The organism is Klebsiella grimontii (genome assembly GCF_900200035.1).
GTDB classification, from domain to species: Bacteria; Pseudomonadota; Gammaproteobacteria; order Enterobacterales; family Enterobacteriaceae; genus Klebsiella; species Klebsiella grimontii.
In genome coordinates, this window is the sequence record NZ_FZTC01000015.1 from 367,964 (window position 1) to 388,034 (window position 20,071).

General features: G+C 51.4%; 35 protein-coding genes, 1 tRNA gene and 1 pseudogene. 20 read left to right on the forward strand and 17 right to left on the reverse strand.

Going from position 1 to position 20,071, the window contains the following annotated elements; translation table 11 throughout:
• The first annotated feature begins 322 nt into the window (after positions 1 to 322).
• Positions 323 to 399 (forward strand) — tRNA-Arg (locus KOSB73_RS09390).
• Positions 400 to 414: 15 nt separating this feature from the next.
• Here KOSB73_RS09390 and KOSB73_RS09395 read toward each other — a convergent pair.
• The 13 genes and pseudogenes from KOSB73_RS09395 to KOSB73_RS31130 all read right to left on the reverse strand — a co-directional run bounded on the left by KOSB73_RS09395 (position 415) and on the right by KOSB73_RS31130 (position 10,214).
• A complete protein-coding gene (locus KOSB73_RS09395; protein ID WP_228305758.1) occupies positions 415 to 1,554 on the reverse strand; it encodes a tyrosine-type recombinase/integrase in 1,140 nt (379 codons plus the stop codon).
• Positions 1,455 to 1,820: an excisionase family DNA-binding protein gene (locus tag KOSB73_RS31120; protein ID WP_098140419.1), complete on the reverse strand. Its 366-nt coding sequence runs from the start codon at positions 1,818 to 1,820 to the stop codon at positions 1,455 to 1,457. The genes KOSB73_RS09395 and KOSB73_RS31120 overlap by 100 nt, the downstream gene beginning before the upstream one ends.
• Positions 1,792 to 2,010, reverse strand: a complete 219-nt coding sequence (locus tag KOSB73_RS09405; RefSeq protein ID WP_098140420.1) for a TraR/DksA family transcriptional regulator — start codon at positions 2,008 to 2,010, stop codon at positions 1,792 to 1,794. Before KOSB73_RS09405 ends, KOSB73_RS31120 begins: the two co-directional genes overlap by 29 nt.
• Entirely contained in the window at positions 2,007 to 3,989 is a 1,983-nt protein-coding gene (locus KOSB73_RS09410; protein WP_098140421.1) for a DNA cytosine methyltransferase, read from the reverse strand. The genes KOSB73_RS09405 and KOSB73_RS09410 overlap by 4 nt, the downstream gene beginning before the upstream one ends.
• A gap of 227 nt (positions 3,990 to 4,216) precedes the next feature.
• Positions 4,217 to 4,837 (reverse strand): annotated as a pseudogene (locus KOSB73_RS09415) (MT-A70 family methyltransferase); the annotation flags it as partial.
• Entirely contained in the window at positions 4,834 to 4,992 is a 159-nt protein-coding gene (locus KOSB73_RS09420) for a DUF1317 family protein (protein WP_098140423.1), read from the reverse strand. The pseudogene KOSB73_RS09415 and the gene KOSB73_RS09420, both read right to left, overlap by 4 nt.
• Positions 4,989 to 5,669, reverse strand: coding sequence for a lambda exonuclease family protein (locus KOSB73_RS09425; RefSeq protein WP_098140424.1), 681 nt, complete (start codon positions 5,667 to 5,669; stop codon positions 4,989 to 4,991). Before KOSB73_RS09425 ends, KOSB73_RS09420 begins: the two co-directional genes overlap by 4 nt.
• A complete protein-coding gene (locus KOSB73_RS09430; protein ID WP_098140425.1) occupies positions 5,666 to 6,592 on the reverse strand; it encodes a recombinase RecT in 927 nt (308 codons plus the stop codon). Before KOSB73_RS09430 ends, KOSB73_RS09425 begins: the two co-directional genes overlap by 4 nt.
• Positions 6,592 to 6,888, reverse strand: coding sequence for a host-nuclease inhibitor Gam family protein (locus KOSB73_RS09435; protein ID WP_098140426.1), 297 nt, complete (start codon positions 6,886 to 6,888; stop codon positions 6,592 to 6,594). The genes KOSB73_RS09430 and KOSB73_RS09435 overlap by 1 nt, the downstream gene beginning before the upstream one ends.
• Positions 6,889 to 6,978: 90 nt before the next feature.
• Positions 6,979 to 7,173, reverse strand: a complete 195-nt coding sequence (locus KOSB73_RS09440) for a hypothetical protein (protein ID WP_048757281.1) — start codon at positions 7,171 to 7,173, stop codon at positions 6,979 to 6,981.
• Positions 7,166 to 7,276: a hypothetical protein gene (locus KOSB73_RS31125; RefSeq protein WP_241185168.1), complete on the reverse strand. Its 111-nt coding sequence runs from the start codon at positions 7,274 to 7,276 to the stop codon at positions 7,166 to 7,168. Before KOSB73_RS31125 ends, KOSB73_RS09440 begins: the two co-directional genes overlap by 8 nt.
• 619 nt (positions 7,277 to 7,895) lie before the next feature.
• Positions 7,896 to 9,338 carry an ATP-dependent nuclease gene (locus KOSB73_RS09445; RefSeq protein ID WP_241185167.1) on the reverse strand — a complete coding sequence of 481 codons (1,443 nt, stop codon included), beginning with the start codon at positions 9,336 to 9,338 and terminating at the stop codon, positions 7,896 to 7,898.
• 183 nt (positions 9,339 to 9,521) lie between these two features.
• Positions 9,522 to 10,214, reverse strand: coding sequence for a S24 family peptidase (locus KOSB73_RS31130; RefSeq protein WP_207762611.1), 693 nt, complete (start codon positions 10,212 to 10,214; stop codon positions 9,522 to 9,524).
• A gap of 101 nt (positions 10,215 to 10,315) precedes the next feature.
• Between KOSB73_RS31130 and KOSB73_RS09455 the strand changes: the two genes are divergently transcribed.
• The 12 genes from KOSB73_RS09455 (at position 10,316) to KOSB73_RS31325 (ending at position 15,394) form a co-directional block, all read left to right on the forward strand.
• Entirely contained in the window at positions 10,316 to 10,549 is a 234-nt protein-coding gene (locus tag KOSB73_RS09455; RefSeq protein ID WP_098140427.1) for a transcriptional regulator, read from the forward strand.
• 40 nt (positions 10,550 to 10,589) lie between these two features.
• Positions 10,590 to 10,811, forward strand: a complete 222-nt coding sequence (locus KOSB73_RS09460; protein WP_004178813.1) for a CII family transcriptional regulator — start codon at positions 10,590 to 10,592, stop codon at positions 10,809 to 10,811.
• 86 nt (positions 10,812 to 10,897) lie between these two features.
• Positions 10,898 to 12,001 (forward strand): replication protein, encoded by a 1,104-nt coding sequence (locus KOSB73_RS30800; RefSeq protein WP_165774991.1) that lies wholly within the window; start codon positions 10,898 to 10,900, stop codon positions 11,999 to 12,001.
• A gap of 44 nt (positions 12,002 to 12,045) precedes the next feature.
• Complete coding sequence (locus tag KOSB73_RS09475) at positions 12,046 to 12,777, forward strand: replication protein P (protein ID WP_165774998.1); 732 nt, start codon at positions 12,046 to 12,048, stop codon at positions 12,775 to 12,777.
• Positions 12,774 to 13,079, forward strand: a complete 306-nt coding sequence (locus KOSB73_RS09480) for a hypothetical protein (RefSeq protein ID WP_098140429.1) — start codon at positions 12,774 to 12,776, stop codon at positions 13,077 to 13,079. Before KOSB73_RS09475 ends, KOSB73_RS09480 begins: the two co-directional genes overlap by 4 nt.
• Positions 13,076 to 13,300, forward strand: coding sequence for a hypothetical protein (locus KOSB73_RS09485; protein ID WP_098140430.1), 225 nt, complete (start codon positions 13,076 to 13,078; stop codon positions 13,298 to 13,300). Before KOSB73_RS09480 ends, KOSB73_RS09485 begins: the two co-directional genes overlap by 4 nt.
• Entirely contained in the window at positions 13,297 to 13,764 is a 468-nt protein-coding gene (locus KOSB73_RS09490; protein ID WP_098140431.1) for a hypothetical protein, read from the forward strand. Before KOSB73_RS09485 ends, KOSB73_RS09490 begins: the two co-directional genes overlap by 4 nt.
• A complete protein-coding gene (locus KOSB73_RS09495) occupies positions 13,761 to 14,000 on the forward strand; it encodes a hypothetical protein (protein ID WP_098140432.1) in 240 nt (79 codons plus the stop codon). Before KOSB73_RS09490 ends, KOSB73_RS09495 begins: the two co-directional genes overlap by 4 nt.
• Positions 13,993 to 14,349: a hypothetical protein gene (locus tag KOSB73_RS31010; RefSeq protein ID WP_098140433.1), complete on the forward strand. Its 357-nt coding sequence runs from the start codon at positions 13,993 to 13,995 to the stop codon at positions 14,347 to 14,349. Before KOSB73_RS09495 ends, KOSB73_RS31010 begins: the two co-directional genes overlap by 8 nt.
• Entirely contained in the window at positions 14,350 to 14,682 is a 333-nt protein-coding gene (locus KOSB73_RS09505; protein ID WP_064411132.1) for a hypothetical protein, read from the forward strand.
• Positions 14,679 to 15,272, forward strand: a complete 594-nt coding sequence (locus tag KOSB73_RS09510) for a hypothetical protein (RefSeq protein WP_098140434.1) — start codon at positions 14,679 to 14,681, stop codon at positions 15,270 to 15,272. Before KOSB73_RS09505 ends, KOSB73_RS09510 begins: the two co-directional genes overlap by 4 nt.
• Positions 15,272 to 15,394, forward strand: a complete 123-nt coding sequence (locus tag KOSB73_RS31325; RefSeq protein ID WP_265470594.1) for a hypothetical protein — start codon at positions 15,272 to 15,274, stop codon at positions 15,392 to 15,394. The genes KOSB73_RS09510 and KOSB73_RS31325 overlap by 1 nt, the downstream gene beginning before the upstream one ends.
• 53 nt (positions 15,395 to 15,447) lie before the next feature.
• On the opposite strand, the gene KOSB73_RS30640 is transcribed toward KOSB73_RS31325, so the two are convergent.
• Complete coding sequence (locus tag KOSB73_RS30640; RefSeq protein WP_133116565.1) at positions 15,448 to 15,684, reverse strand: hypothetical protein; 237 nt, start codon at positions 15,682 to 15,684, stop codon at positions 15,448 to 15,450.
• A gap of 30 nt (positions 15,685 to 15,714) precedes the next feature.
• Between KOSB73_RS30640 and KOSB73_RS09515 the strand changes: the two genes are divergently transcribed.
• On the forward strand, positions 15,715 to 15,969 hold the full coding sequence (locus KOSB73_RS09515; protein ID WP_098140435.1) for a DNA polymerase III subunit theta: 255 nt from the start codon (positions 15,715 to 15,717) through the stop codon (positions 15,967 to 15,969).
• Position 15,970: 1 nt separating this feature from the next.
• On the opposite strand, the gene KOSB73_RS09520 is transcribed toward KOSB73_RS09515, so the two are convergent.
• From KOSB73_RS09520 to KOSB73_RS09530, 3 genes are read right to left on the reverse strand one after another with little or no spacing between them, the layout of a single operon-like run.
• Positions 15,971 to 16,474, reverse strand: a complete 504-nt coding sequence (locus KOSB73_RS09520) for a MucR family transcriptional regulator (protein WP_098140436.1) — start codon at positions 16,472 to 16,474, stop codon at positions 15,971 to 15,973.
• A gap of 2 nt (positions 16,475 to 16,476) precedes the next feature.
• A complete protein-coding gene (locus KOSB73_RS09525; RefSeq protein ID WP_098140437.1) occupies positions 16,477 to 16,827 on the reverse strand; it encodes a hypothetical protein in 351 nt (116 codons plus the stop codon).
• A 44-nt stretch (positions 16,828 to 16,871) separates the two neighbouring features.
• Positions 16,872 to 17,081 (reverse strand): hypothetical protein, encoded by a 210-nt coding sequence (locus KOSB73_RS09530; RefSeq protein ID WP_098140438.1) that lies wholly within the window; start codon positions 17,079 to 17,081, stop codon positions 16,872 to 16,874.
• A gap of 445 nt (positions 17,082 to 17,526) precedes the next feature.
• Between KOSB73_RS09530 and KOSB73_RS09535 the strand changes: the two genes are divergently transcribed.
• From KOSB73_RS09535 to KOSB73_RS09560, 6 genes are read left to right on the forward strand one after another with little or no spacing between them, the layout of a single operon-like run.
• Positions 17,527 to 18,123, forward strand: a complete 597-nt coding sequence (locus KOSB73_RS09535) for a DUF1367 family protein (protein ID WP_098140439.1) — start codon at positions 17,527 to 17,529, stop codon at positions 18,121 to 18,123.
• A gap of 5 nt (positions 18,124 to 18,128) precedes the next feature.
• A complete protein-coding gene (locus tag KOSB73_RS09540; protein WP_072057187.1) occupies positions 18,129 to 18,299 on the forward strand; it encodes a NinE family protein in 171 nt (56 codons plus the stop codon).
• On the forward strand, positions 18,292 to 18,930 hold the full coding sequence (locus KOSB73_RS09545; protein ID WP_098140440.1) for a recombination protein NinG: 639 nt from the start codon (positions 18,292 to 18,294) through the stop codon (positions 18,928 to 18,930). Before KOSB73_RS09540 ends, KOSB73_RS09545 begins: the two co-directional genes overlap by 8 nt.
• Complete coding sequence (locus tag KOSB73_RS09550; RefSeq protein ID WP_098140441.1) at positions 18,927 to 19,157, forward strand: hypothetical protein; 231 nt, start codon at positions 18,927 to 18,929, stop codon at positions 19,155 to 19,157. Before KOSB73_RS09545 ends, KOSB73_RS09550 begins: the two co-directional genes overlap by 4 nt.
• On the forward strand, positions 19,154 to 19,294 hold the full coding sequence (locus KOSB73_RS09555; RefSeq protein ID WP_098140442.1) for a YlcG family protein: 141 nt from the start codon (positions 19,154 to 19,156) through the stop codon (positions 19,292 to 19,294). The genes KOSB73_RS09550 and KOSB73_RS09555 overlap by 4 nt, the downstream gene beginning before the upstream one ends.
• The gene (locus tag KOSB73_RS09560) at positions 19,291 to 19,932 is read left to right on the forward strand and encodes a DUF1133 family protein (protein WP_133116566.1); all 642 of its coding nucleotides are present in this window, start codon (positions 19,291 to 19,293) and stop codon (positions 19,930 to 19,932) included. The genes KOSB73_RS09555 and KOSB73_RS09560 overlap by 4 nt, the downstream gene beginning before the upstream one ends.
• The last annotated feature ends 139 nt before the right edge of the window (positions 19,933 to 20,071 follow it).

Here is a 20,071-nt window from a genome sequence, read left to right on the forward strand (position 1 = left end):
TGTATCTTTACGAAAGGGGGATGGCGATATTTTGTCAGAAGCCAGCCCCGCTGTCAGTCTTCGTTTAAGATTTTATCTTGCTTTGACGCTGCGGTGGCCTAAAAATGGGCCTGACCGCGCCGCGAATAGCGCAAAAAGGAGCTCGAGAGCCGAAGAAAAGTTAATGTGCAGAAACATAAGGTTGGATAAACTTTATACTGCTTTTGCGGCATAAGCCGCCAGCCTGCACGGGCAAGCGCAGTTTCGCGGCAAAATACATTGACTCATCAGGCGTGGACCGTATAATTCCGGCGATTGCACATCATGAAGCTCGCTTCTCAATGCGCCCTTAGCTCAGCTGGATAGAGCAACGGCCTTCTAAGCCGTAGGTCACAGGTTCGAACCCTGTAGGGCGTACCATTAAGAAACAGTAACTTACGCAAGTTTTAGTCCAGCCTGATTTCCTCCTTGTGTCGTATTTGTGTCGCTAGCGCCAAAAATGGCGTCGATTTTCCTCGCGTGTTCGGTCAAATGGTTCGGTGCCAGGTGAGCATATCGGCGCACCATCTCGATGCTCTCCCATCCGCCCATTTCCTGCAAAACAGAAAGCGGGACACCAGACTGGATTAACCAGCTCGCCCAGGTATGCCGTAGGTCGTGAAAACGGAAATCCTCTATCCCCGCTTTTTTCAGTCCGGCGCGCCAGGCGTTATTGTCATCCACCCGCATTTTTCTCACTGCGGGCGTCAGCGTTCCATCCGGGCGATGTTTTGCCGTGGTGTGAACGAACACCCACCGGGAGTGCTTCCCTATCTGATCCCTTAATACCCTGCATGCGGTATCATTCAGAGCTACGCCAATCGCCTTGCCCGCTTTTGCGTTCTCCGGATTTACCCATGCAACCTTTCTCTGCATATCGACCTGCTGCCACTCAAGCCCGATGATGTTTGAGCGGCGCAGGCCGGTTGCCAGTGCAAATATCACCACTGGCTTAATGCTCTCCGGCATGCACTCGATCAACCGCTCAGCTTCCTCTCTGGTCAGCCACCGTATCCGCTTACTGATTGGCTTGCGGGTTTTGATAACTGGGGCCGTTTTTATCCAGCCCCAGTCATTCGCCGCGGCCCTGAGAAGGGATCGAATGAAAGAAAGGTGTTGCGCCTTCGTAGCCTGTGAAACCTGCCGTGGTTTGTACTCCGGAACCGGCCTTCCCTTCCTCAACGCGGCATCACGTTTACTCTCCCACACCTGCAGGTGCTTACGGTTAATCATCCCGTTAACGGCTTCGTGAATTTCCTCCACCGTTATTTTCGAAACGTCGCGGCCGGAAAAATGCTGCAGCCAAAACTCTATTTTGGTTTTATCATCATCCAGCGACCGCTTGTGATCTTTCTCCCGCAGCCACCGGATACAGCACTCTTCGAAGGTTCTGACAGGCAGGTCGCCGATCTGGTCAACCCGCCATGCTTCAGCCTTTAGCTTATCGTGGAGCTCCTGCGCCTGCTTTTTGTCCCCCGTACCAAGAGATCGCCTAACTCTTTTCCCTGACGGCGTAAAGAAATGACAGTGCCACATGCCGCCTCTGAGGGTGATGGACATAAAATATCTCCTTTATGCTCACCCGCGTTCGCTCGTTTAGTTTCCTGCGGGGATGACAAATACGCAATACATGCCGCTTCGGTCGTTCTGTACTTGTTGCCGACCTTGCGGCCGGCGAGTTCTCCTGACTCAATCAGGCGGTAGATTACCCGCGCCGACACGATGAGTAAGTCGGCGGCCTGCTGAGCTGTTATCGGTTTGTCTGACGCCATATCACCTCCGGTGCTTACCGCGCAATTCATCTTCTTCCTGACAGTCAGCGCAGCGCTGGCAGCCCGCCACCGCCTCCCGGCGCTGTTCTTGTATCTCTTCCCCGCAATCACAGCAGTGAGTAGCCGAAACAGCGTTATGGTTGATGCGCATGTTCTGGATGGTCATTTCAAGCCGGCGCTGCGCCAGCTCATTGGCCTGATCGATGATTTCTGCGCTCATGCTGCCTCCGATCTTTTGGTTGCGCACATTTCCGGTAAGTTCGCCATCACCAGAGCCTCAGCAAAAGGAGGTGGGACAGCATTGCCGCAGCGTGCCACCTGCTTATCTTTTGCGTATTTTATGCCGCGGTAGTCCCGGTCAATGATGTACCACTCAGGGAAGCCCTGCGCGCGATAGAGCTCATGCGGTTGCAGCATGCGCATCCCAATATCAACAATGCGATACGTTACGCCGTCGATTTCCACCAGCCCGGTGCAGTCCTCCCCGCAGTATTCCCGCAGGAACGCCAGCACCTGCTGCGCGCGCTCTTCGTCGTAGTCCTCGACCGCTAGTGTCGTTTTAATCTCCCCCACGTGCTGGCCGCCGGCTGTGATGGTCGGCATCGGTTCGTTAGTGGGTTGGCCGTCTCGGCAGGTACCGCGCAGCTTAACCAGATGAGAAGCGACTAATGCGTGGTGATCGACAGTCGTTACTGAATGCGCAGGCTCATCCAGCCCCACGCCGGCGCCCTGATAATTCCCGCCGTAATGCTTAGCCAGAAACGCGCTAACCGTGGCGAACTTATTTCCACCCGCTGTAACGGTTCCCAGCGGATTGCCCAGTTGCAGCACTCTTGGCTCCTGCCCGGGGCGCTCACCGTACCCCATTTGAATAAGTGTCGGCACAACCAGCTGCGATTTACCACCGCCGCCCGCGGTGATTGTTGCGCTAGGCTCATCTGCTCGATGTCCTGTGCTGGCTCCGAACTGCCGGGCGATAACCGGAGCGACGACACAGGCGCGCGATTCTTTCAGGATGGTGTGAGCGGGTTTATCGAGCGGGCGTGGTTTAGCCTGGTACTCGCTGCCGCCAGTGCCAGCCAGGAACGGCGCCAACTCTGCTTCAACAATCCCCAACGCATGACCATTCCCGCCCGGACGCCTGGACGTGCCGGCGGTCACTGTCGGTACCGGTTCGGTAACTGGCTGCCCGGTGGCCCCTGTTCTGAATTTTGTCAGATGAGGTACCGCAATTGCGTAGCCGTGGGTTTTCGTGATCGTCTGCAGCGGCTCAGCCAGCGATTGCCCACGAAAACAATCGTACTGACCTTTCGTCGTGGTGTGATTGCACTTCACAATGAACGGTGTTGGATTGTCCAGGACAAAGCGCTGAATGCCTCTGGCGATGCGCTTCAGGGTGTTCACAGCCAACTGCTTTTTGCGACCAAAGATTGACGGAGCGCCAATTGACCAGTCGATACACTCCGCGGCTGTGCGCCACGGCGCCAGGCTGCCAGCCTGAACCGCTGGCGACTTCGGATCTCCATGGGTTATATCAGGCCAGACGATCAGCTGACCGTCACGGCGCATAACCATGAAAAAGCGTTTCCTGATAGTGGGCGCGCCATAGTCGCACGCGCGCAGCTCGCGATAGCCCACGTCATAACCGAGACCGGCTACCAGACGCTTGACCTGTGCGCTGTCAGGTGATAGTTGCAGGAAGTCGCAGCACTCTATTAATGCAGGATGATCCGCCGGTACGCCAGTGCTCAGCATGTCAACGAACGCCTGGAACGTCTCACCGGCGCGTGCCGGGTCAGGGCGCATTTCCCCGGCCAGCAGCGGACCCCAGGTTTTGAACTCCTCCACGTTCTCCAGCATCATCACCCGCGGATGAACGGACAGAGCCCAACGAATGACGATCCATGCCAACCCGCGAATCTCTTTCTCAACCGGTTTTGAGCCTTTCGCTTTTGAGAAGTGTCGGCAGTCAGGGCTGAACCAGGCAAGGCCAACCGGTTTACCTGCGGTCGCTGTTGCCGGGTCAACATCAAACACACTTTCGCAGTAGTGCAGAGTGTCCGGGTGATTAGTAGTGTGCATAGCAACGGCATTCGGGTCGTGGTTAATCGCAATGTCCACGCTGCGGCCAATCGCCAATTCAATACCCGTACTTGCCCCGCCTCCACCGGCAAAATTGTCAACGATGATTTCTTTCACGAGCTTCTCTCCATTGTTGCGATTAACGACCGCGCGGACACGACTATTTGAGGAATGGGTGTTTTCTCTAACCACATGCGGTTGATGTGAAATTTGAGCTTCCGCTTGTTTTTTTCAGTAATGGCGCCGTCATGTTCAACGGCACTGAAAACCATCTCGACCTCTGCCGGCCAAATTGCGCAATCTGTTGCATAACCCTCCGGTGTCGATTCTGATGGTCCAACCATTCCTGGGGTGAGGGTTATACTGGAGGAACATTCGTTTCCCCAGTGATGCCAGCCTGGCGCCGCGCTACGGCTGAAAAGCTCAATCCGCGGCACGTCGCCATAGAGCAACTCCAGACGGTGCCGAACTTCCCACGGTTTCTCGCTGTGCGCGCCGAGTGGGCTGTAAACCACCTGTTTAATGCCAGCGTGCTTGCGTTCCAGCCCGGCGCCGCGGGTGGCGATCAGCACGTCTTCGGTATTGGCGCGGGTATGGTTGCCGCCGTTCATGCGCGTCTCGGCATTCAGCAGGTCGAGGAAGTCGTAAAAGTCGGTCACATCTCCCTCTGCCAGGGCCTTGGTAATGCGCAGTTCGGCTAATTGGTTCAGCTTCACCCAGGTGAAGCCCTTCATAGTGCGCACCGTAAAGCCCCAGGCCTCGGCCAGCTCGATCGCCTCCTGGTTGTGGGTGCCGGTGTACCACATCGTCAGCACCGCATTTTCGGCAGCCAGTTCCCACACTGGTAGGCGCTTCAGGTCGATGAGTTGCATTGTCGAATAGTGGTCCACTGCGGCTCCGTTGCTGATTGTGTTCCCATAAGCCCAGGGCGGATCGGCATAAATCAGTGAGTATTTTCCGCTCATGCCACCACCTTCTTACTGTTCATCAGCTCAGCCAGCCGCTGAGCCTTTAATGGGTTTTTGATAACGTCGCCGCTTGGTGCGATCCATCCCCGGCGATTAATGGAATAGGGCAGAGTGGCACTGCCAACGGTGATTCCGTCGTGGTGAGTTTTCATTTCCACTGCTCCCCGAAGATGAAGCCGATCTCCGCCAGCGATTCGTCCATCTTCTCAATGAACTCCGGCACCATTTCGTTGAAGTCGGACATGTATTTGTCGTCGCGCTCAACAACCACGTGATGAATGCCTTCTCGCTTCATGCGAGGGTCATAATTCGCGAAATACCAGGCATCCCTCCCGGTTACCCACATGCTGAATTGCACCTGGGCCATGTAGGCGGATTTGATAGCCTCGAAGCCGCCAAGCCGAAATTTCATGAAGTCGCGAGAGGTGAAAGGGCATTTCAGCTCAAGGCCGCGACCATCACTGCACAGGCCGTCAGGTGAGCAGGCGGTGCGCATTCCTTCGTCGCGGAAGAGGATCGGCGACTCGGTTACCTGCACGTCGGTGGTGAACTCAAATAGGGTGCGTGCGTCGGCCTCATACTGTTTCCCCCAGGCCAAAGCTTTGGCGTTAACTTCCGGCGCCGCGCCGGTGCAAACCTCTGCGAGTAGCGTGTGGAAATAGGACATTTTCATGTCAGTCCACTTTGTGCCAGATCTCGGTTTTGAAATGACGTTGTGAACTTCTGAGGCGGTTATGACGCCGAGGCGCAAGCGGTGCCAGGCTTCATCGCCCTGTTCAACGCGGGTAACGTCAATGCCGGTGCGTGCAAGGATGATTTCAGGTGTCATGCGGCCGCCTTATTTTTCAGAAATCCGAGAGCCTTAACGGCCTCTTCTTGAGTCAGTTCTGATGATTCACGAATGTCACGGCGGAATATTTTTGAACACAGAGGCAGCAGGTCGTCATCCCATGTCTTATTCATCGTGATAAGAACGTCGTTAATCTCTTTGATGATTGCTGTTTCTGCCGGGGTAACATCGCGTTCAGGCTGGCGTTGTGCGGAAAAGTTAATACCTTCTTCGCTTTCGGTGTTCACGTGGTCTATAGCCGCGTCCAGGCGCTCACGGCGTGGCCAATATTTCGCAGCCTGTTTAACAACCGTCTTGAGGATCATCTGCTCTTCGTCTGTGAGCCACGGGCATGATGTGCCTTTGTTCTTGTAGGCTTTCCATGCTTCTGAGCGGTCTCGAATCGCGTAGATATCAGCAATGCGCATCGTGTGAGTCAGGTAGTCGCCGTCGTCGCTTTTGATAACGACGTAGGCACCTACAATGTCGCCGCGCTGTTCTGCAGTGTCGAAATCGTTGTAAATATGAACCGGTGGCTTATCCAGACCTTCACGGTGAAACTGATCGTTCTTACGGACAATTGCCGACTGGCACCACTTGATAGCCCCGGATTGCTGCGCAATGTGCATCAGGCCCATGTAGCTGATGTCGAGACAGATAGCCCCTTTGCGCGGCACCAGATAAGCCAGCTTCTGAGCCGGATTAAGGGACACGCCGATCCCGGCAACATTCATTACTGCACTTCTGGTGCTAACCGGATTGCCGATGGCGACTTTAGCCAGGTAGTCGTTATTGGCGAAAATCTGCATTGCGAACTCAGATTCACGCCTGAAATTGATGGAAGGTTCAGAGCAAACCTGCTCGAATTCAGCCTTTAGTGGATTTACCAGGCTAAATACCTGTTCGATGAGTTGAGTGGACATTATTGCTCCTCTTCAATGTTGAGCTGATGCCGGGCGATAACTTCAGCCATGTAGCGGACGTTAGCTGCCATCCGATCTTGAAAATCCACGTCATCGTCGAATGCGCGGCTAATCGCCTGTTTGCTGGCGCCGCGGCGTTGAAGTTCGTCGATGCACAGCGATTCCAGCAGACGGAGAGGTAGGCCTTTCTCCATGTCATCAGCGAGCTCTGATTCTCTCTCTTCGCGCGCCAGCTGCTGGTAATGCTGGTTCCAGGATTGCTCTTCAATCCGGTCCTGAACGTGATAAGCCGCCATAGCTCTCTCCTGAAATTTGGTTGTAAGAATCCCCGGCGCGATAAAAGCCGCCTGATAGCTCAGTTAAATTCTTGCGCTGATATGCGCGGGTTAATGCGTCCCGGCTGGCACCAGGTTTGGCTCAATGCTGCGTGATGCGTACGGCCTGCGAATGTGGCGCAGATTGCCCTGAGGTTCATGCCAGTAGCTGCCATCGCGATAGTCGAAGCTAACAAGCCAGGCGGCGCCGGTGCGGCGATTGCGCATCATCACGGCTCGTCCGTTGTTAGGAATTGCTTTAGCCATTGAACACCCCCGTGAAATGCATAATGTTGATAACCACCGCTGACCAGAGAACCATCATCACAATCAGCACGATAACCAGTGAGCGCATGCCGTTTCTGCTCATGCTGTACCACCAGGTATCAGACAGAGCGCGCTTGCTACCAGTACGCATACGACGATGGCGAATGCGTGTGCCAGAAACTTAAACCACTCGGTTTTATCTTCTTCGCGGATCATCCTTCACCTCTGCCTTAAAGCCGGCCAGCTGAGCGTTTGACTTACGTCCGGCGTTGCCGGTGTTGTTTGGATGAAATAATTTAAAACCAAAGTTGTTTTATAGTCAACAACAATAGTTGTTTGTTTGTTTCTTGTGGTTTTATATGGTTGTTTTTACTGGTTATTTATTTTTGTAAAACGTGCCTTCATGCTCAAGAAAACATCAATGATGGCGACGGTCATGTCGAATAAGGGGGAGTTTTTCGCGGAGATGCACGCGCAGAACGCAGATAGCGCAGGTTATTGGGATAGCGGTTATGCAGCTGCTGGTTGAGAAGCAAAGTATCTCAAAAAGCACGATTATTGAGATGATTCAGGTGATGTGGCAGGGAGACTAGGCAGATCTGGCAGTGGAGTTGGCGCTGGACGTGCTGATGTTGAAGGAAGAGTAGGGCATTAAAAACCCGGCGCGGTGGCCGGGCAGTGCGTGTATAGCGACGCTCACAACTCTCTACAGAGCGTGGTTGTTAGCGTTCAGACTCCATTGCATCAACAATTGGCTGCAGCACAGAATCAAGGTCGGCTGCGCTCATGCAGTTTTTTGCCCATGATGAGCACATGGCATGCCAAAGTATATCTGATCCAATATTTAATGAATTTGCTGCAGCTCTCGGCCAGCCGTGATGGTCTGCATTGCTCATAGATGCATTAAGAGCATCGATTGTTTCAGCAGGTTCCCTTCCAATTTTTTCTGAAATATTCGGCCACCCCCTCTCTTGCAGTGCGTTAAAAACCACGACTTCCGGGGCGTCGTCTCCTGGCAATATAGCACACCCTGGTGCTGGAGATTGATCCCCGTCGAGATACACTACAGTAGTTCTGGGGAAGCGATTATTGTGAGCCATTTGCCCTAACGCCATGCCAACACTTGCGGTTCCGAAAGGAATAATCATAACCCTAGATAATAACTCACGCTCCCTGGAACTGGCGATAACCTCTGAAACTAATGTTTTTGCTACATTATCTTCCACAAATACATCACACTCAGGATGATTTTCCTCATCCATTTTTGTCATGGCAAATTCCGGACTTACACCGCTTACTGCTGTTTTCCCTTCAACGCCATTCATGAGATAAATACGCGCCTCTGGAGGAAGCTCAGAGAGAATATATGGAGAGTGAGTTGTGATGAGAATTTGAAGCTCTCTTTCTCTTGCAAGGTTGGCCAGATCACGCATTAAGCGGCGCTGGGCTCGAGGATGTAGGGATGTTTCTATTTCATCAATTAAAATAAGTCCATATTTTGGATAATCGACCGCAATTAGTTCGGTCGCCGTTATCTCCCCAGCGCCTTGGTGAAAACCTGAATATCTGGTTCCCTCATTTGAAATTACAGTGACTGGCCTTTTAGCATCAATTGTTGTTATCGATAACCCTGCCGCAGTATAACTTTTACCTATAATATTTTTTAACCTGTCAAGCCTTTCCTGATCGAATGCTTCATGAGACTGCTCTGTGGAACCACCTTTAAGCAATTTCAGGTAACCCAGACGAGCATTGACTGGCTGTAATCTGCTTAAATCTACATATTCAACTCTTCTCTCAGGTCTATCAGGATTACCAATCCATCGATTGGTTGGCTTTCTAATCGATTTAACTAATGAGTTGTGTCCTTCCCTATAAGAATAACGAATATAGGCACTTTGAATTTTTTCAAACGGGGTGTCAGGGAAAAAGAAAGATGCGAACCGTTTTTTCTTGTCTTTATAAACAGATGCTGCACATTGCAGAACTGTGCTTTTACCAGACCCGTTTTCTCCGACAAGGGCTACAATAGGAAATTGTATATCAACCCTTTGCCCAGACCATCCCCTTATGCCTTTAATTTCAAGCCATTCGAGGCGCTTTGGCCAAGATGTTCCTGTTTTCCATTTATTTATAAGCTTTCTCATTTCTTTTGAAATTGCCATGGCTTCCCTCAAAAATTGTATTATCAGCCTCGATAGATTGTCTCAATTGCTATATAAACACGCATCATCCCAAGTCCAGAACCCACTGCCACGCAATCAGCGAGGCTAGAACGGCAGCTATGATGACGACCAGATACTCACATCCATAGCATCACCCAAACACCTCATCAGTCCACTGGCTGACTACCCATGCTTCCTGTATGTCTGCGGCATGCTGCCGATAATCTTCCCAAAAACGAAGACGCGGTTCATTTCGTCTTTTTCTATGGGGTCCCAGGCTGCATAACTCTTGTTGTCTGAGATTACCAGTAGCTTGTCTTTCATCTTTTGAAGGCGCTTAACATGAGCAGTGTCGTCGTAGAGGAAGGCGTATATGCCGTCACCGTCAAAGTTCTTAACGCTAATATCGACAAATAGCAGATCTCCCGGCTCAATCGTCCCAGACATGCTATCACCTCGCACGTTGATGATTCTGATGTTCTCTGCCTTACGTCCATCGAACATATGGCGCGCATCATCGTTAGAATATTCGACAGAACGCAGTACTTCTATGAACTCTTTGTTCACTACACCTGGCCCCGCACTGACATCCAGATCTAAAACATCAATCTTGAAGCTATCGCTTTCCTGAGTTGTTGCCGGCTTCGATTCTTGGCCATCCTGTCGCATGGGACCAGACTCAGAGGAAAGCCATTCAGGCCTGATGCCCAAAGCAATTGCGATCTCCAATAGCTTTGTTGTTTGGCTCGCTTTTCCAGTTTCAATTTTCTGAATAGCAGCCTGACTTACTCCAACAGCTTCACCCAGAGCTTTCTGGGTCATGTTTGCTGCCTTACGGGCTTCTCTCAATCTTTCTGCAAGTGTCTTTTTCATCATTTCAATTTACAACCAAGGTTTTCTTCCATCAAACGAAAATGGTTGTTGACTAAATACAACTATGGTTTTAATCTCTATTTTTAATTACTACGGAGGTTGTTATGAACCCAACCATTAAAACCGCAATCAACATTGTTGGCTCTCAGAAAAAGCTCGGTGAGGCCTGTGATGTTTCTCAGCAGGCGGTTTACAAGTGGCTCCACAACAAGGCAAAAGTTTCGCCTGAACATGTAAACAGCATCGTCAATGCAACGAAGGGAAAGATTCAGGCGCATCAGATAAGACCCGACCTGCCAAAGCTATTCCCTTCTCCAAAAACTGTTCCATCCGCCTGACTGGCGGCCATTCCAAACAACACCAGAGGAAGTATCACAAATGGAGAGTTCAACAACACGCAACAAAGTGGAGGCCCGGAGAATTGAAAGCTGGTTGCACAGCCAGATAGCAGAACTGGGAACCACGAATATCGCCAAAGTGGCCGGAGTGAATAAGTCAACGGTAAGTCGCTGGCGGGAAAGCCTGCTGCCGAACATGTCGCTGCTGCTGGCCATCCTGATTTCTAACCGAACGGGAGAGAAGGGGGATTTTGAGGCATGAGGGGTATCAGAAAGGGCGAAAGCCGCAGTGCGCGAACACTAACGGCTTTCTACGCGAATTAACTGGATCAATTCACAGGAGTAATTATGGCAAATACTGCCGAAGTAATCAATTTCCCTGTGCCTGTCGTGGCACTACAGGAGCTGCGCGTGGCAGATCTCGACGATGGGTTTACGCGCATCGCTAATGAGCTCCTTGAGGCTGTCATGCGTGCAGGTTTGTCGCAGCATCAGCTTTTAGTGCTCATGGCAATCATGCGCAAAACATACGGCTTCAATAAGAAATCTGACTGGGTCAGTAACGAGCAGCTATCTGACATGACTGGTCTTGCTGCCACTCGTTGTTCTACAGCGAAAAACGAACTGATTCGCATGTCTGTGTTGACTCAGTCCGGACGTCATGTAGGCATAAACAAGATGATTTCAGAGTGGGAGACAAGTAAGCCAGAGCGCAGGCGTGAATACGGAGCTACAAAAAATAAGGCTGGGTATATTTATGTCTTTGCTGAAAGTGAATCAGGGCCTGTAAAGATAGGTTTCACCACAAGAAAGGCTGAAGAGAGATTAAAAGAGGTTCGTCACTATTTTGATGGCAAGAATCCTAAAGTTTTTTACGTGTCTCCATTCAGCCTTCATGCTGGAGCAATAGAGCCAGTAATTCATGCAAATCTCAAGGCGAAGATGATACGCGGAGAGATGTTTGATACAGACGTTTTGCATGCGGTTGAAAACATTTCAACCGTAATGGAAACATTCCAACCGTCAGGGAAGAATAGTTTCACACCGTATGGGAATAACGTTTCCCGCCAGGGTGGAAACACAAAAGACAAACATACAAAAGACAATAAAGACAACAGTAATAAACCCCCTAAATCCCCCAAGGCGGGTTCGTTCGATGCGTCCAGTGTTCAGTTGCCTGACTGGCTGTCTGCAATCACCTGGTCTTCATGGGTTGAATACCGCCGTGACCTGAAAAAGCCGATCAAGTCTCAGCATACCGTGACGCAGGCTATCAACCTGCTCGATCGCTGCAGGCTGAACGGCTATGCGCCTGAAGAAATTATCAACCGAAGCATCGCCAATGGCTGGCAGGGGCTGTTCGAGCCTGACGGGCAGGCTAAGCGCAGTCGCGATTCCAGCCAGGAAGACCCCCACTGGAACAGCCCGGAAGCGTGGAGGGATTTCCTGTGAAACCTGAACTCTACCGCGCAATAAACAATCGGGATGGCGAAGCGATGGCGAGCATGGCCGGAGGCAACCCAGAGCATGGCCGGGTTGTGAATTCAGACGCAGAGCGCCTTGTCGACGCGCTGTTCATGCAGCTGAAGCAGATTTTCCCGGCAGCGACGCAAACCAACCTCCGGTCAGATGCTGACGAGCGAGTGGCTAAGCAGCAGTGGATAGCGGCATTTTCGGAAAACGGCATCCGCACCCGCGAGCAGTTATCCGCCGGCGTGCGCCATGCGAGAGCCAGTGAATCGCCGTTCTGGCCATCACCGGGCCAGTTCATCAAGTGGTGCAAGGACAGCGGCACAGTCCTCGGTATCAAGCTGGCTGACGTGATGGGTGAATTTCAAAGATACAACCGAGAGAAGGGGCTCCACACCGGCGGCGCCGAGCGCTTCCCCTGGTCTCACCCGGTCATGTACTGGATTGTCACCGATACCCGGCGGGCAATGTACCAGCGCCAGCTCAGCGAGGCAGAAACAGAGAAATATGCCGCCAAAAAGCTGGAAGACTGGGCGCTGAAAGTCGCCGCCGGAGAGCAAATACCCTCACCGGTACTGGCGCTGGAGAACAACCAGGAAGCAATCCCGACAAACCATGTCAGTCGTCAGCAGGGTTTTCACCCGGAAGGAAAAAGCTTTGGCTGCATGCCCGGCGCCGCATCACTTGGCGCGCTAACCCCGGCTCAGTGGCTGCGGGACGAATACCTGATTGGCAAAGAAAAAGGGCTGATTCAATGAAACGTATATCCGGTACTCAAATCGTCATCAATTTTATCGGCAGCAATCCTGGTTGCACTTTTTCAGAGATTCGCACCGGAACGGGCCTGCACTCTTCTGTCGTTAACTCAGCTATCTGGGCCACGTTTAACGATGGCCGGGTTTTGAGAGCAGGGGAGCGCAAAGGCTATCGCTACACCCTGGCAGAGCAGACAGCCGTAATCGAAAGCACGTCAGCGGATTTTCAGTTTAGCAATCATCATTGTGGCGCCAACAAGCTGACCAACCTTTTTAATCAGTGCCTGGCGGGAGTAAGAAAATGAAATTTATCAAATTAACCCAAGATTCAACGGTAGAGCGCCAAGGAAAATATGGACGTGAAACTGAAACGGTTTATGACCCGGTATTCATTGCTGTCGACCACATTGAGAGCATGATTTTCGCCGGCCTTACTTATCTCAGGATGGCCTCTGGCGATCGTATTACGGTGCGGGAAACCCCGGAAGAAATCATCGCCATGCTTACCGCAGGAGCCGCCAAATGACAATCACACAACAGGCAGTAAACGAGCTCATTAAGTCGCTTGAGAGTGCGGGCGAGCTGTCAATCAAAGAGACAAAGGTTATGGCGCTGGCGAAAGCGTATCTGGATGTGGCTGCGGAGAATGTGGCCATGAAGAGAGTCCCGGAAACAGACAGCGTAGCAATGTTGCTGGCTCTGAATTCGTTCCGCAGCGAGTTATTACCGGATGTAGGTTTGCAAAAGGCGTTTGAAAGCTTGATGTATCACCGGATGACCCCCGCCACCGACGCCTACCTGGCCGGGATTAAGGCTGATGCGATTACCGCTTCTTTGGATGCCTGCTCTGACTATCTTGAAACTGACTGTGTTATGGACAGGCTTGATATCAGCTACGAAGAAGCTGAAAAACGTACGTCAGGAGCGATGGAGTTTCATGATTCGATCGTCGCTTTTGCCCAGCAGCTGCGCGAGGGGGCCGACAAATGAGTATTAGAACAGAGCATGGGTACGGGCCATTAACGGTTACTGTCGGCTGGCTTGATAACTGCCCGAACTGCAACAACGACAAAGTGAGTGTGACTGGCTGGTCTGTGTCTCCGGATACTCTTTGGGCTGGCGACGAAGCCGTATGCACGAAATGCGGACACAAAGGCGAAATTGATGCAGACGGTGAAAACGCCTGGGTTGAATGGGATGGCGTGAAGGAGTCCAGCCATGACTGATATCACCGAACTGGCGCAGAGAGTAAAAACAGAAGCTTCGGCGATTGATGATACCCAATGGTATCTGGCTAAGCCTTCAGAAATCAGGTCGCTGTTAGAGGCGCTGGAGAAAGCGCAGGCTCAATCATCAAAATGGCTTGAGGCCTATCACAAGGCCGTATCGGTTGGTGCTCGATATGAAGAGCGCATCGCCGAGCTGGAGTCCCGCACCGTCACCGTGAAGCAATATGATGAATTTCAGATTTGCCATTACGGTACCACTGAGGACTACGCGAAGGGATATATCGACTGTCAGAACAATTTCTTCAAATGGCTGACCGCAGCTGGCATCAAGTGGGAGGCTGAGTAGATGGATAAGCCACTTAACAAGCGCGAACGCGAATATATCAAACCGGCTGTAATTTATGACTGGGAAATTCATCTTTGGCCAGGCCGCAAAGATGGTGTCTGGGATGGCGATAAAATACTGCCAGTAAAGGTTGGAGCTATGGCTGAATCACTGATTAAAAGGGGGTATCTGGAGAGGCTTGGGAGTGTAATTCGTGCCACCGAAAAGACGAAGGCGCTGAAGTGCCGCGCAGGTAACTGTTTATATGGTCGCCTTTATGACGATAACGATGTTGATTCGGGGAAGTGCCCTGATTGCGATGGCGGCATGATGTTTGAAGGAGCCAACCAATGACCAATAATCAGTTAACCGAGACAGAATTATTTCTACGCGATATTCAGTTGGGTTACATGTTAGGCCGTTCTGATATTGCGCTAATTAAGGCAATGGCGGCAGAGCTACAGGAACGCCGCAAGGCCGCAATGGACGGCGAGCCGGTGGCGTGGACATGGCACTATCGTGAGCAATGGCATGTCACAAACGATAAATGCCGGGCAGAATTTGTCGCAACAGATGGTGATGTGGCTGTACTGCCGCTCTATCGCCACGCGCAGCCAGCTCCGGAAATGAAGCCGGTAGGTTATCTATTCGTATCAGAACAGGGATCTATCGCTTACTCTCCGAATAATTGGGGAATGCCAGGCTTTAGGTTGGTCGGTCAAATTTATGGCGATATTGACGTAGAATCGCAGCCGGCGCCGGCAGTGCCTCAGGATGTGCTGGACGCATTGCAGAAGGTTGCACGAATACGCCTCGACCTGAATGACTTCGACGGTGATCGCCGTGGCATCGCTGATTGCCTGTGTGATGCCGAAGAGGCTCTCATCGAGGTGGTAAACCGCCGCGCCGCCATGCTCGCAGCCGCCCCGCAGGAGGTGAAGTGATGTCCAAGTGCAACGTTCTACTTTACTCAATGGTGGTTGGCTTCGGCCTGGCTGCTGGTATCCGGGTTTATATTGCCTGGGAGTCATTAATCAATCTGGCGTGGGGTGCTATCAGTGGCTAAATCCCACGCAGAACGCAAAGCCGCGAACCTCTGGTAAGTGGAAGCAAATTACATCACTTACTGTCTTTTGTAAGGAGCCAAGTAATGGCAAGGACGCCGATTATTTGTGCCACCAAGTACAATGGCTCAACAGCCGAAGGGAAAACACTTGTTTCATCAAAGCCAACATTCCAGATAAAATGATAGGCAAAACCAAACTTAGAATCACCATGAACTAAGGATGTTGGCACCACTACAAACATGCATGCAATAACACAGCAGGCAATAATTCTTATTGTCTTCTTGTTCATGGGGCAACTCACAAAAGGAAGGGTTTGGATATGTCTAGTTGGAATATAGCATCAAAGTCAAAAGACGAGCAGGACAAGGTCAACGTCGACCTCGCAGCGTCCGGCGTCGCCTACAAAGAGCGGCTTAACATGCCGGTTGTCGCCGAAGTGGTAGCCAGAGAGCAGCCTGAGCACTTGCGCGACTACTTTATGGAGCGCGTGCGCTATTACCGCGAACAGAGTATTCAACTCCCCCGCGCATCCGATCCGCGATATGTAGAAATGGAAGAGGCCAATAAAAAATAGACTAGGCTTTATTTTGGAGGTTTGCTTTATATGCAACCATGAGAGAGGGATCGCCATTTTTTAAAGCCCGGTACGCACGTTGGTATTCCCGTTCTCGATCTGCGTCTTTACCGTTTGCGCGTTTACTGCCTGGCGGAAAGGTTCGTTCTTCATGCCTAGCGTTGCGCTTCATGCGCTCGGCTTGCTCCGCGAGATCAAAGTCACGGCGATCACCACGGGCTGAAGTCTTAGACTTCTCCACAGCATCAGCAAGATGCCAGTGCGTCACGACGCCATTAGCAATCAATCTGCGCATTTTATCGCGGTGCTTATCACGATAAAGTTTGCCTGCCAGCGGGGTTCCAGTAGGTATATTGAATTTAACCCGGTACTCCTCTACCGTCATTCTGTGAGCCTTTTTAAGGTGGTTAGCCAGCAGAGAGAATGTTTTTCCGCACTCAAAACATTTAATCTTGTCAGTGGATATATATTCCATAGCTTCAGCTTTACTGTTTATGCGGCGCATATCTAGTAACCAGCACGCTCAACTGTAGCGAGTAATTGTGGGTAAGATGCTGCTCTGAGCTTTTCATATAAAGAGCGAGCAGCAGTTACACCGTTAAGATAATCATCAGAGTCAATTACCTCTTGAGCTAAATGCTCGATGAATGATGGCTCGATGAATGAGCCATTTAATACATTCATCAGTACATGTTTTTCTTCTGGCTCCAGCGGAATGGAGCAACTACGCATCAGATGATCGTATCTGTCAAAAAGATTGTTTAGGCGCTCTGTTACCCCATCACGGTGCCCGTTTAAATGAGCGCGTAATTTTGGTGAGGGAGTAAAAGATGGATTACGGGAAATTTCACGGGACATAGTGACTCCATGAGGAAGGGCCCGGAATCACCGGGCCTGTTTAATTATTCGATATCAATACCGATGCGACGTGCATCTTCCTGTGTCAGCGTAATGCCTTCGGCGTGGTCATAATTAACGCTCAGACTGGAATTTACAGGGTAGACGTTGCCGGCATCAAGGCGCGTTACCGGGTAACCGTCTTCAACATACAGGATATCAACGTTCCCTTCTTCGTTGATACGCCCGAACACTTCAGAAATTAATGCAGCCATTTTGATTCTCCTTCAGCTCACCCGCTTTCGCGCTTCGCCTCACTAAGTTTATTGTTTTCAGATGACTCATTTGCCGTCTGTGATATTATAGTATGACAGATGTCATACATGGTCAATAAGAGTAATGAACAAAAAATGCTATCAATGCGTGTAAAATAGGAGGTGGTTATTGCAAATCGACCGGGTTAAACACCAATCGGCGTCTTCTCTCCAGCAAACGAAAAAGACATCGAACGACTCTAGCGATTCAAAATCGTAGAAACCTACGTAGCCGAAATCAAACTTACCAGAAACCCCGAACATCCGATCCGCGCTATATCGAAATGGCCAGCCAGAACGAGAAAAAATAGCCTATGCTCGTTTTGCAATTTGGAATTTAGCCCGTCATAATTCCCTTGTCAGCCTGAGCAACTGACGACTTACTTCCGGCGCCAAGTGGGGACACATGGCGCAGACACTGCAATTTGAGAAGAGTTATCAAAACGTACTGATTCCCGCAGAGCCGGGAACCAGCGAATACCTGCAACTTATCCCCGTAGGGCAACTGCTTTGCGGTGAGTTCCGCAAGCCCAGAAATTACGCATTCCACAAGAAGTTCTTCAAGCTTCTGACCCTCGGCTATCACTACTGGACGCCTTCCGGTGGACTCATTGAGCCCACTGAGCGCTCCCTCATATCCGGGTTTATCGACTTCCTTTCATCCGACTTCGATCAGCGCGCTGCGCTCCAGAATGCCGCGGAGATGTATCTCTCCTCTGTCGGTATTTCTCGTTCCCGCGATATGGCGCTGCTGAAACACTTCGAATCCTTCCGCGAGTGGGCAACCATTCAGGCTGGCTTTTACGACGAATACCAGATGCCTGACGGTAGCCGTCGTCGTGTCGCAAAGTCGATCTCCTTCGCCAGCATGGACGACAGCCAGTTTAACGGCGTCTACAAATCAGTGCTGAATGTGCTGTGGAACTACATTCTGCGTCGCAAATTCCACTCGCCGGCTGAGGTTGAAAACGCCGCCAGTCAGCTGCTGAGCTTTGCGGGGTGATGGCTATGCAATGTCTTCTCGCCAAAGTAATGGATCGCGGCATCTTCCGCGTTCCCGCTCGCCGCAAGCGCAAAGTCGAAGTTAAGCCGTCTGATATCCCAACACTGAAAGGCTATACCGCCCGTCTGGTCGACAAGAAGTGGCTTTGCCTGAGAGCAAGGAGGCCACATGCGTAAACCAGCACGCCGTAAATGCGCTCACTGCCGCGAATGGTTCCATCCCACCCGGGAGGGACAGGTAGTTTGCTGCTTTGAATGCGCCAGCGCGATCGCAAAAAAACAGACAGCAAAAGCCCGTGAAGCGGCGAAGGCCAGGGCGGTGAAGCTCCAGCGCGAATCCGAGAAGGAGGGGCGCCAGCGTCTCCGCGCCAAGCGCGAGTCATTCAAGACAAAGGCCCAATGGGATAAAGAGGCTCAGTCAGCCTTTAACCGGTACATTCGCATTCGTGATGAAGGTAAGCCCTGCGCCAGTTGCGGCGCTCCGCTGATTGGAAAGAGCAACTACCTGACCGGTAGTGCCATTGATGCCAGCCATTACCGTTCCCGCGGCGCGGCGTCACACCTGAAGTTCAACGTATTCAATGTCCACTCCGCCTGTACCCGATGCAACCGGCAGTTGAGCGGCAACGCTGTTGAATACCGCATTCACCTGATTGAACGTATTGGCCTGGACCGCGTAGAGCGCCTTGAGGCTGATAACGAGCCGCGCCGGTTCGATATTCCTTACCTGCAGCGCATCAAATCCATATTCACCCGCAGAGCCCGCGCGCTGGAGAAGCGCCGCGCACGCCACCAGGAGGCCGCATGAAGATCACCTATAGCGACGAAGGGGCTTACGCCCGCATCTGGCTGACCGGTCCATTTTGGCAACTAGCTAAGGCCAGGCGTATTGCGGATGCTGGTCTGGACGAGTCTCCGGTCAATACCTGGGAGTCTCGCGGACTCACCTTCCAGATCACCCTGTATGGGAAAAACGCATATGTACTCAGGGCGTATAAAGCGATGGCTAAGGCCATGGCGAGGACGACCAAATGAGCCGTGACGTTATCGAACGCATCCGCGACCGCTGGATAAAGCTTCGCCTCTTGCGCAGCAGCGGCACCGTACTGGTTGACTACCGCATCCTCAAGAATTTCGTTCGCATCTATCAGACCCTGGGAGAGACAGTATGAAAAAAGATAACGAAAAATCCTGGTCTGAATTAGCCAGAGTTCCACGTCGATCATATCTCGGGAAGCATCGCCGGCTTACTCCATCTCAGAATCGCTGGATTCGATCCCTTCTTAATCATTGGGGTTCGGTTTTTGGTGGAAGCGGAACCGAGCACCTTTCAGGTGGTGGTGGGATGTGGTCAATGATAATTACTGGGTGGAGCGGGGAGCAGCAGGAAAAAATCACTGATGTTCTCGCCAGGCTTCGCAAGATAGGTTACGAAGGTGCAAACCTAATGGTCATGGCAAAAGCACTGTTATGGCCTAAAAAATCCCTATCTGACATCATCGGCAATGCTATTGATCAGGATGAAGCTGACTTTATGGAAGCGATAATCCTTAAGGCGTTTCCAAAAGATACGATGATTTACACTATTGGTAAAAACTACTACAAAGGCCGGCAGCCAATGGTTGATATGGCTAGGTGGATGCAATATCACCACGCGCCATTTCTTACCGAAAAACAGTGCGTAGACAGGGTGAGATGGTGCGTTGAATTGTTTAACTCTGCTGTCTATTTCACACTTTGTGCAGAACTTAGCATCGAAAATGATGTTAACGTGAAAAAAGACTTGAAAATAAGTTTTGAAACTGCATAATTCATGTATGCTCGGACGTCAAAGGCGAAAGAGCGTGGTGAAAACAAATTGGTCGCCAAGCCATCAGTAAAAAGCAGTTAGACAGCGGCAGTCTTTAAAAGCAACGTGACAGCTCGAAAGTGAGCATAAATTCAAGCCC